The sequence below is a fragment of the Micromonospora sp. KC606 genome (genome assembly GCF_004348675.1).
In the GTDB taxonomy this organism is placed as follows: Bacteria; Actinomycetota; Actinomycetes; order Mycobacteriales; family Micromonosporaceae; genus Micromonospora.
In genome coordinates this window covers 1-10,150 of sequence record NZ_SMKN01000207.1, presented here as the reverse complement: position 1 = coordinate 10,150, position 10,150 = coordinate 1, and the positions used below count along the sequence as shown (strand labels likewise).

The 10,150-nt window shown below is 70.4% G+C and carries 10 protein-coding genes and 1 pseudogene; 3 read left to right on the top strand and 8 right to left on the bottom strand.

Annotated elements, in window-relative coordinates; genetic code table 11:
- Together E1193_RS26160 and E1193_RS33865 are read right to left on the bottom strand one after the other, a co-directional pair.
- Positions 1 to 1,078, bottom strand: a 1,078-nt coding sequence (locus tag E1193_RS26160) for an endo-1,4-beta-xylanase (protein WP_132185845.1), incomplete at its 3' end; no start/stop codon positions are given.
- Between the two features lie 313 nt (positions 1,079 to 1,391).
- Positions 1,392 to 1,571: pseudogene (locus tag E1193_RS33865) on the bottom strand (hypothetical protein); the annotation flags it as partial.
- Between E1193_RS33865 and E1193_RS32110 the strand changes: the two are divergent.
- Positions 1,497 to 1,736, top strand: coding sequence for a hypothetical protein (locus tag E1193_RS32110; RefSeq protein WP_165945829.1), 240 nt, complete (start codon positions 1,497 to 1,499; stop codon positions 1,734 to 1,736). The pseudogene E1193_RS33865 and the gene E1193_RS32110 overlap by 75 nt on opposite strands.
- An 85-nt stretch (positions 1,737 to 1,821) precedes the next feature.
- Positions 1,822 to 2,307, top strand: a complete 486-nt coding sequence (locus E1193_RS26150; protein ID WP_207922870.1) for a hypothetical protein — start codon at positions 1,822 to 1,824, stop codon at positions 2,305 to 2,307.
- A 23-nt stretch (positions 2,308 to 2,330) separates the two neighbouring features.
- On the opposite strand, the gene E1193_RS26145 is transcribed toward E1193_RS26150, so the two are convergent.
- The 6 genes from E1193_RS26145 to E1193_RS26120 form a co-directional block, all read right to left on the bottom strand.
- Entirely contained in the window at positions 2,331 to 2,687 is a 357-nt protein-coding gene (locus tag E1193_RS26145) for a hypothetical protein (RefSeq protein WP_132185844.1), read from the bottom strand.
- Between the two features lie 293 nt (positions 2,688 to 2,980).
- Positions 2,981 to 4,084 carry an NAD(P)/FAD-dependent oxidoreductase gene (locus tag E1193_RS26140; protein WP_132185843.1) on the bottom strand — a complete coding sequence of 368 codons (1,104 nt, stop codon included), beginning with the start codon at positions 4,082 to 4,084 and terminating at the stop codon, positions 2,981 to 2,983.
- Positions 4,081 to 4,794, bottom strand: coding sequence for a CE1759 family FMN reductase (locus E1193_RS26135; RefSeq protein WP_132185842.1), 714 nt, complete (start codon positions 4,792 to 4,794; stop codon positions 4,081 to 4,083). The genes E1193_RS26140 and E1193_RS26135 overlap by 4 nt, the downstream gene beginning before the upstream one ends.
- On the bottom strand, positions 4,794 to 5,981 hold the full coding sequence (locus E1193_RS26130; RefSeq protein WP_132185841.1) for a CE1758 family FMN-dependent luciferase-like monooxygenase: 1,188 nt from the start codon (positions 5,979 to 5,981) through the stop codon (positions 4,794 to 4,796). Before E1193_RS26130 ends, E1193_RS26135 begins: the two co-directional genes overlap by 1 nt.
- Positions 5,982 to 6,146: 165 nt before the next feature.
- Positions 6,147 to 7,091, bottom strand: a complete 945-nt coding sequence (locus E1193_RS26125) for an NmrA/HSCARG family protein (protein ID WP_132185840.1) — start codon at positions 7,089 to 7,091, stop codon at positions 6,147 to 6,149.
- 266 nt (positions 7,092 to 7,357) lie between these two features.
- Positions 7,358 to 7,828: a MarR family winged helix-turn-helix transcriptional regulator gene (locus E1193_RS26120; RefSeq protein ID WP_132185839.1), complete on the bottom strand. Its 471-nt coding sequence runs from the start codon at positions 7,826 to 7,828 to the stop codon at positions 7,358 to 7,360.
- Between the two features lie 392 nt (positions 7,829 to 8,220).
- Here E1193_RS26120 and pgi point away from each other — a divergent pair, with 392 nt between their 5' ends.
- A complete protein-coding gene (pgi, locus tag E1193_RS26115) occupies positions 8,221 to 9,858 on the top strand; it encodes a glucose-6-phosphate isomerase (protein ID WP_132185838.1) in 1,638 nt (545 codons plus the stop codon).
- Positions 9,859 to 10,150: the final 292 nt, after the last annotated feature.

Sequence of the window (10,150 nt, the reverse complement as noted above, 5' to 3'; positions counted from 1 at the left end):
GCGGCGTACTCGGCGGGGTCGTCGGCGGCGTGGTGGGGCTGCCGCTGTTCAGTGCGGTGAGTACGGCCTGGTACGCGGCCTTCTTGTTGCCACTACCGTCGAACAGCAGCGGGCTCTCCCCGGAGCGCCACGAGTCGGAGTCACGGATGCCCCACACCGTGATTCCCTTGCAGCGCGTCACCGCCAGGCAGTCGTTGACCACGTTGCGGTACGCGTCAACCGGCGCGTTGCGGATGTCCAACTCGGTGATGTGCACGTCCACGCCCAGCGCGGCGAAGCGCGACAGGGTCGTGCGGTAGTTGCTCGGGTAGTTGGACCCCCCGGTGAAGTGCGACTGCAACCCGACACAGTCGATCGGCACCCCACGGCTCGTGAAGTCCTGCACCATCCGGTACACCGCCTGGGTCTTCGCGTCGTTCCAGTTGTCGATGTTGTAGTCGTTGTAACACAGCTGCGCGTTCGGATCCGCCGCGTCCGCCGCCCGGAACGCCGCCTCGATCCAGTCGTTGCCGGTGCGCTGCAGGTTCGAGTCGCGCCGGGCGCCGCTGGAGCCGTCGGCGAACGCCTCGTTCACCACGTCCCACCACTCGACCTGACCACGGAAGTGGGTGGCGACCTGCGTGACGTGGTTCAGCATGGCGTTGCGCAACGCGCTGCCCGACATGTTCTGCATCCAGCCCGGCTGCTGCGAGTGCCAGGCAAGGGTGTGCCCCCGCACCTTCATGCCCCGGCTCCGGGCGTGCTGCACGATCCGGTCGGCGCTACCGTACGTGAACACCCCCTGTTGCGGCTCCGTCGCGTCGATCTTCATCTCGTTCTCCGGCGTCACCTGGTTGAACTCGCGGCTCAAGATCGTCGTGTACGCCGAATCGTTCAACCGGTGCGCCGCGACGGCGGCGCCGAAGTACCGGCCGGTCTGGGCGGCGGAGGCGCCGAGGGTCGTGGCGGCGCTGGCGCCGGGCGTCATCGTCACGGTGATGCCGAGGGTGGCGGCGCCGGCGACGGCACAGACGAGGGCGGCGCGTATCCGGGCTCGACTCGTCGAGCGCGCCGGGGCGCGGGCAGGGACGTGGCTCATGGCTGATCGCCTTTCGACAGTGGTGGGGTACGGGAGATCGCCGACTCGACCGTCGCCCGGTACGGCGGCCGGCACCGCGCGCTTCACTCCCGACGCGGTCGCCCTGACACCGCGCCGGGACCACCGGACCATCAGGTGCCACCGCCTGGGTCGAGACGTTCCCGCCCCGACGGTACTGAAATGCTTACGACACTTCAACGAAAGTCGATGGCTACTCCCCGAGCGGCACACCCGCCGGCGCCGCACCGGCCGACCTGGGGATGGGCCGATGGTGACCCCGCGTCGGCGGCCCGAGGCGGGCCGGCTCAGCCGATCAGCGCTCGCCCGGCCCGCCCGCACCGGTGGCACGGGCCAGGTAGCCGTTGGCCTGGAGCTCGAACAACTCGCGGAAGCGCCCACCGTCGGCCATCAACTCGTCGTGGGTGCCGCGCTGCACGAGCCGGCCGTGTCGCATGACGAAGATCTGGTCGGCGTGCCGGACGTTGGCCCGCCGGGGTGGGTGATGAGCCCGCTGCGGCAGATCGCCGAGGACTACGCTCCCACCACCGCGATCGTCCTGGACCACTGGAAGATCTCGACGAAGTCGTTCCGCGAACAGGGCGTTCATCCGACACTGTCGCTGTCCGTCATGTCAAGCCGATGGCGGCATCCCTCTTGATCTGCGATGGACTTCGGATCAGAATTACATGATGGATCATGTGATCAGTCGGCGGCGCGGCGGCGCGACCTCGGGAGGACGACCGATGACGTCGCTGCAGTCCGATGCCCGGGCAGCCGAACGGGGCGCGTTCGCGTCCCTGGCCAGATTCACGCTGCTCGGCGGCGGTGTCGGGGTTGCCGCCAGCGTCGCGGTGTCGCTGGCGGCCACGCTCATGCCGTGGATGGTGGCGAACGCGTTGATCACCGTCGTCTCCACCGTGCTCGGCACTGAGCTGCACGCCCGGTTCACCTTCGGAGCTGGCCGGCGGGCGGGTTGGCACGAGCACGCGCAGTCCGCCGGCTCGGCCGCGGCCGCCTACCTGGTGACCTCGGCCGCGATGTTCGCCCTCGACGCGGCGATGCCCTCCGCCGGCATGCGCTGGGAGCAGGCCGTCCACCTCGGCGCCTCAGGGCTCGCCGGGCTCGGTCGTTTCCTGGTGCTACGCCTGTACGTCTTCGCCCGCGACCGCACCGCCCTGTCCGCGACGGACGTCCTCGCCTCGGCGCGAATGCTGCTCGCGGCCTGTTGACATCGAGGTTCGCGTTGACGCCTTCACCTTCCCGGGATCGACCGGGGCGGGATCGTGGCCCGGGCTCGTGCGAATGCTCGGTCGCAGCCCGCCCACACCACCTCACCGGCGCTGGCGGCGCGGATGATCGTGTTGCGCGGCGCGCCCATGTCGACTCCGGCGTGCAACCGGCCGGCGCGCGGCCCGTAGCCGCTGCCCACCGGAGCGCGCAGCGGCGCTGTCCACCCTGATGCCGCCACGGTCGTCGGTCCGCCGGGGCACGCGGCGAGGCTTGCCCCCGGTAGGTCGGCGATCGTGGCGACTCCGGCGACGGCGGCGACGACCTGCTCGGCGTCGTGCTCGTACTGGCCGTACTTGTCGGGGAAGGCGGAGACCTGCACGCGTTGCGCGGCGACGGTCAGCGGCAGGTTCTGCCACCCCGTCGATGCGCTGGAGCTTGTCGTAGAACGCGGTGGCCGCGTAGGTGGGGTCGAGAATCTGCGCGGGTATCGGCCGCCGCCAGGTATGACAGCACCGTTTGTCGCACCGGAATCGCGCCGATCATGGTCGACTACTACCTGATCCGGAAGTCGCGAATCAACGTCCCGGCGCTGTACCGGGAGGATGGTGAGTTCTGCTCGGGGCCGTCCACCTGGTTCATCGGAGTCGCCGGAAGGGCCCCCACCTCTCTCGCTCAGCCGGAGACGGGAGTCATGTCGAGGTACTTGACCAGGGCATTGACGGCGGCGCGGCCGGCGCGGTTGGAGCCGACGGTGGACTGCGAGGGACCGAATCCGACCAGGTGCACGCGCGGTTCGCCAGCGACCTGGGTGCCGGCCATCCGGATGCCGCCTTGCTCGTTGCGCAGCGCGAGGGGCTCGAGGTGGGCGAGGGCGGCCCTGAATCCGGTCGCCCAGAGGATCGCGTCCACGGTGGTGAACGAGCCGTCCGCCTCCCGCACGCCGCCGGGTTCGATCGCCGTGAACATCGGGCGGCGTTCGAGCGCGCCCCGCCGCTTGGCGGCGAGGGCGTACGGCGTCCAGGCCAGGCCGGTGTAGGAGACGACGCTTGCGGTGGCCCGGCCCGCCTCGGTGTCCGCGACGACCTTCGCGATCGTCTCGCGGCCGGCGACCTCGGGCTCGAACGGGCCGTCCCGGAAGACCGGCTCACGGCGGGTGTACCAGAACGTGGTCGCGACCCGGGATAGCTCCTCGAGGAGCTGGAGCGCGGAGATACCACCGCCGACCACGGCGACCCGCAGGCCGGCGAACGGGTCGGCCGACACGTAGTCGCGGGTGTGCTGATGGATCCCCGCGAACGTCTCCTGTCCGGGGTAGTGCGGCCGGACGGGGTTGGTCCACGTGCCGGTGGCGTTGATGACCGCGCGGCTCATCCACTGCCCCTGGCCGGTGTCGACCACCAGTTCGCCGGCCGGATCAGAGTCCGCAGGCCGTACCGAAGTGGCCGTGACCGGGCGCAGAATCGGCAGCTCGATCTCCCGCTCGAAGGCCGCGAAGTATCGCGGCACAGCCGCGCGGCTCGGCTCGTCGGGGTCGATCGGCGGCTTGGGATAGCCGGGCAGGTCGAAGATCCCGTTGACGGTCGACATGCGCAGCGACTCCCAGCGGTGCCGCCAGGCACCGCCCGGTGCGGGTTCGGCATCGAGGACGACGAAGGTGCGCTCGGCGTGCGGGCGCGTCAGCGCGCTGGCAAAGCCGCGCCGCTTCAGGTGGTACCCGGCGGAGAGCCCCGACTGTCCGCCCCCGATGACCACCGCGGTCGCTCGCCGCGCGGTCATCGGCCCCTCTCGCGGGCGGGGGGAGGTGACCCGCCACCGGTGGCGAGCCGCATGAGATCGGTGTCGAAGTCGACGTCGGCGAAGGATCGCGCGGCGGCGGTGGCGTTGCCCCCGAACTGGTGCTGGTAGCCCTCCCAGTTGCTCTCGGCGATCTGCCGGCCGGCGCCGGTGCCGAGAAGGACGGCGAGCTCCCGCGCCGCGCGGTCGATCCGCCTGCCGAGATCGGCCGATCCCCAGTCCTCGGGTGCCACGTACAGGGAGGTGGGCACCGGGATGGCGCGCAGGAACGCGAACAGCGGCCGGAGCTGGTCGTCGACGACCATCGCATGCCGCGCGCTCCCGCCCGTCGCCGCGAGGACGACCGGCTTGGCGATCAACAGGTCGTTGTCGATCAGATCGGCGAACGTCTTGAACAGGCCGCTGATGCCGGCCTTGTAGACGGGGGTGGCGGCGATGACCGCGTCGGCCTGCGCCACCTGCCCGATCACCGCGCGTACCTCGGGGTCGGGCAGGCCGGAGACCAGGGCGCGGGCGATGTCCGCGGCGAGCGGGGCGAGATCGATCGTGCGTACGGTCGCCGGCGTGCCCGATTCCCGCAGGGCGTCGATCGCCTTCTGGACGACGCGGTCGGCGAGCAGCCGGGTCGTGGACGGGTCGCTCACCCCGGCGTTGACGGCCACGATCGTGACCGGCCGGGGGATGCCGACCATCAGAACGCCACCGGGAAGCGGGCTTCGACATCCGGGTCGCTGTCCTGGTACGGGGAGGCACCGGACAGGTTGTCGCCCCGGTTCGGGTTCGGGCGCGGCTGGCGCGGCTCAGCGTCGCCGTACTTCGCCCGGACCAGTGACTCGTGCGTGGGGGCGTCCGGGACGCCGGGCTTGCGGCGGGCCGCCATCTCCTTGCGCAGCACGGGCACCACCTCGGCGCCGAGCAACTCGACCTGCTCCAGCGCCAGCTCGACCGGCAACCCGCCGCTGTCGACGAGGAAGAGCTGCCGCTGGTAGTCGCCGAACCCCTCCTGGAACGTCATCACCTTGTCGATGACCTCCTGCGGGCTGCCCACCGTCGCTGGCGTGGCGGCCAGGTAGTCCTCGAGCCGTGTGCCTCGGAAGAACGGGTGGCGTTCGAAGTAGGGGCGGTAGGTTTCGATCGCGTCCTGGGACCGCTTCGCGATGAACGAGTGCCCGCCCAGGCCGACGATCGCCTGCTCGGCCGCGCCGTGGCCGTAGTGCGCGAACCGCTGCCGGTACAGGTCGACCAGCGGCCTGAAGTGGAAGTTCGGCGCGAGGATGTGGTTGGCGAAGAACCCGTTGCCGTAGAACGCCGCCTGTTCGGCGGTTTCCGGGGTGCGGATCGAGCCGTGCCACACGAACGGGGGCACGCCGTCGAGCGGGCGCGGCGTGGCGGTGAATCCCTGCAGCGGCGTACGGAAACGGCCGTCCCAGTCCACGACGTCCTCGCGCCACAGGCGGTGGAGCAGGTTGTAGTTCTCCAGGGACATCGCGACGCCGTCGCGGATGTCCCTGCCGAACCACGGGTACACCGGGACGGTGTTGCCGCGGCCGAGCATGAGGTCCAGGCGCCCCTTCGCGACGTGTTGCACCATCGCGTAGTCCTCGGCGATCTTGACCGGGTCGTTCGTGGTGATCAGCGTGACCGCCGTGCTCAGGATGATCCGGTCGGTGAGCGCCGCGATGTGAGCGAGTAGGGCGGGTGGCGACGAAATCACGAACGGCGGGTTGTGGTGCTCGCCCAGCGCGACCACGTCCAGGCCGACCTCGTCGGCCCGCCGGCCGATCGCGATCAGGTTGCTGATCCGCTCCGCCTCGCTCTGGGTGTAGCCGGTGGTCGGATCCGGAGAGATGTCGCCGATCGCGAAGACGCCGAACTGCATGGTGCTCTCCCTCACCGTGCCTGACCGAGGACAAGGCAAACTTACATGATGTGGCATATATTCCGGCTGGACGACCGCCCCCGAGGGCGGGACGACTAGGCGGCTCCCCCGGCACCGCCGGCCTGACCTGGGCCCAGCTGGGCCCGGGCCAGGCCGGCGGTGTGCTTACTCGGCGGTGAACGCGCCCTTGTGGGCGGTCAGCCACTGCTCGAAGGTCTGCAGGTGGGGGTTCAGGTCGCGGACGGCGTCGAGGTCGCGGACGTCCTTGAACTGGGGCACCTCGGCGTAGAACTGGAACATGTTGCCCATCTCGACTGCGCCCGGGAAGGGCTGCGCCCGCAGCACGTCGAAGGGTACCGGCACGTAGGCGACCGGCTCGTCGAGGACCTTGCTGAAGGTCTCGGCCAGCTGTGCGCCGGTGAGGTGTTCGCCGGCGATGCTGATGGTCTGGCCGATGAGCTGACCGCCACGCTTGAAGATCCCGTACGCGGTGCGGCCGATGTCCTCGGCCGCGATGCCGGAGAGCTCACTGTCGCCCATGGCCAGGGCGAGGGTGAGCCGGCCGTCCTGGCCGCGCTGGGGCTTGAGACCGCCGAGCAGATTCTCCCAGTAGAAGGTGGTCCGCAGGAACGTGGTGGGCACGCCGGCGGCCGTGAAGTAGGCGTCGGCCTCGGCCTTGGCGTCGAAGTGGGGCACCTTGTAGGTGTCCATCAGCGTCGGCATGCGCTCGTCGTGCAGCGGGATGTGCTCGCGGGTGTCGTCGAGCGTGGACCAGATCACGTGGGCCAAGCCGGCGGCGCGGGCGGCGTTCGCCACCCGCTCGACGTCCTGCTTCTCCTGCTCGGGGGACATGTGCTCCCAGAAGTTGGTGACCACGAACGCCCCGTACGCGCCGTCGAACGCCTTGACCAGGCTGGTCTCGTCGCGAACGTCCGCCTCGACCACCTCGGCCCCCTGGGCGGCGAGTTGGCGCGCGGCCTCGGACTGCGGGTTGCGGGTCAGGCCGCGGACCGCGAACCCGCCGTCGGAGTCGGCCAGGATCGCCCTGGCCAGTCCGCCGCCCTGGGCGCCGGTCGCGCCGATCACCGCGATGACCTTGTTCCCTGTCATGGTGAACCTCCCTCGTCTTGAAGGGGCGATAAGTCCCGCGCGTACCACGCCAGCATCCTGCATGACGCGTCATCTGACACCTCGGAAGACTAACTCAATCGATGCATGACATGTCAAGCTGCCGGGTCGCCCATGTGCCCTCGGTCATAACCGGCGATTGTGGACCGGGTCACGGTCTCGCCGACCTGCGCACCTCCCCGAGTCGCCGACTGCGGCCGGATGTCGCTCGCGCCCGCCAACTGTGGCCGAAGCAGCGGTTCGGCCGGTCACGCCTGGGCGCTGTCCAACTGGTCGAGGATGAGATTGGAGATGCGGGCGAGGGTGGCGAGGTCGTCGGGGTCGAGGGCGTCGATGACCAGGCGCCGCACGGTGCTGACGTGGTGGGGTGCGGCGGCCTGGATAGCCTCGCTGCCGGCCGGGGTGATGCGGACGAAGGCGGCGCGCCCGTCGTCGGCGCACTCCTCGCGGGCGACCAGGCCGCGTTTGATCATGCGGGCGACCTGGTGGGACAGGCGGCTCTGTTCCCAGTCGATGGTCTTGGCCAGGTCCTGGAACCGGAGCCGGTTGTCGGGGGTGTCGGTGAGGGCGACCAGGATTTGGAAGTCGGCGCCGGACAGCTTGCAGTGGGTCTGCAGATCGCGGGACATGGTGGCGCCGAGTTTCTGGTGCAGCCGGATGAGGCTGCGCCAGGCGCGCTGCTCGTCCGGGGTCAGCCAGGGGGGCGTCTGCTCGCTCATACAGCCCAAGTCTATCGGAACAATTGATGCGTCATGCACTCTCCGATCCTCCGGCCCCGGGGCGACCCTGTGGGTGTTGCGCCGGCTGGTCATGCCCTGTCCCCTCGAAAGTCGCCGTCAGAACGTCGTGCGGAAGCCGGCGCCGAGGTACCACCCGGCCGGGGCGGACAACGACCGGCCGTGCGGCAGCTCACTTTCCGCGATCATCCGATGCCTGCGTGTGGTCGGCGTGTCGCACAGGTGTCGCAACGGTGCGTCGTCGGCCACAGCGCGGGACGCCTCCGACGCGTCGCGTCGCGCGGCCGCGACCCGGGTGGCAGGCTGGAGGGCGAGCCGGCGGCCGGCGTGCCGGCCACCGCCCGGCGACCGTCGTGAAGGAGAAGATCGACCTGATGGCTGCGAGTGTGACCACCACCGACGAATGGCAGGCGCTGGGCAAGCACGCCGAAACGATGCGCGGCACCCACCTGCGGGAGCTGTTCGCCGCGGACCTGCGCCGGGGTGAGCGGCTCACCGGTGAGGTCGCCGACCTGCACGTCGACTACAGCAAGAACCTCGTCACCGACGAGACGCTGACGCTGCTCGCCGCGCTGGCGGAGCGGGTACGCCTGACCGACCGGATCGCCGCGATGTTCGCCGGGGAGCACATCAACGCCACCGAGGACCGGGCGGTGCTGCACACCGCGCTGCGGCTGCCCCCGGACGCCGCGCTCACGGTGGACGGCCAGGACGTCGTCGCCGACGTGCACCGGGTGCTGGACCGGATGGCCGCGTTCGCCGAGCGGGTCCGCTCGGGGCAGTGGCGGGGGCACACCGGCGAGCGGATCGCCACCGTGGTCAACATCGGCATCGGCGGGTCGGACCTGGGCCCGGTGATGGCGTACGAGGCGTTGAAGGCGTACCGGGACGCGGGGGTTTCCTGCCGGTTCGTATCCAACATCGACCCGACCGACATCCACGACAAGACGCACGACCTGGACCCGGCGACGACGCTGTTCGTCGTGGTGTCGAAGACGTTCTCCACGCAGGAGACCCTGGCCAACGCCGACCAGGCGAAGACCTGGCTGCTGGCCGGGCTGGACGTTGAGGACGACGCGGCGATCGCCCGGCACTTCGTCGCGGTCAGCACCAACGAGCAGCGGGTCCGCAACTTCGGCATCGACCCGGACAACATGTTCGGCTTCTGGGACTGGGTGGGCGGCCGGTACTCGCTGCCCTCGGCGGTGGGCCTGTCGGTGATGCTGGCGATCGGCCCGGACCGGTTCCGCGAGATGCTGGCCGGCTACCACGCCGTCGACGAGCACTTCCGGACCACGCCGGTGGAGCGCAACGTGCCGGCCCTGATGGGCCTGCTGAACGTCTGGTACACGAACTTCCTCGGCGCGCAGACGCACGCGGTGCTGCCGTACTCGCAGTACCTGCACCGGTTCCCGGCGTACCTGCAACAGTTGACGATGGAGAGCAACGGCAAGTCGGTGACGGTGGACGGCACGGCCGTCGACCACAGCACCGGCGAGATCTTCTGGGGCGAGCCGGGCACCAACGGCCAGCACGCCTTCTACCAGCTCATCCACCAGGGCACGCTGCTGATCCCGGCGGACTTCATCGCGTTCAGCCAGCCCAACCACGACCTGGGCGACATGCACGACCTGTTCATGTCGAACTTCTTCGCGCAGACCGCCGCGTTGGCCTTCGGCCGGACCCGGGAGCAGGTGGAGGCTGAGGGCACGAAGCACGAGGTGGTGGCGCACCGGGTGATGCCGGGCAACCACCCGACCACCTCGATCATCGCGCCGAGGCTCACCCCGTCGACCCTGGGGCAGCTCATCGCCCTCTACGAGCACATCGTTTTCACCGAGGGCGCGATCTGGGACATCAACCCCTTCGACCAGTGGGGCGTGGAGTTGGGCAAGGTGATGGCCAACCAGTTGGCGCCGAAGCTCACCGGGGACGCGCCGGACCTGTCCGACGTGGACTCCTCCACGGCGGCGCTGATCCGCCGTTACCGGGCCGAACGCGGCCGGGCCTGAGACCCTCCGGGCCGGCGGCCGGGTCACCGCGACCCGGCCGCCCCCTCGGGGACGACGAACCGGCCCGACTCACCGGCCGGTCTGCGAGACCAATCGCGGCCCGTGGTGCGGCCCCCTCGGGGACGACGAACCGGCCCGACTCACCGGCACGGCGGGCCCGGCAGCGCCGCCGCTCGATCCACTCCACCTGCCGCAGATGACGGTATCCCGGCAACCCGACACCACCACCTACCGCGATCGGTGAACCGGTCACGGAACGGCGCGTCGACCGGGCCGGGCGACGCGGGTTGGG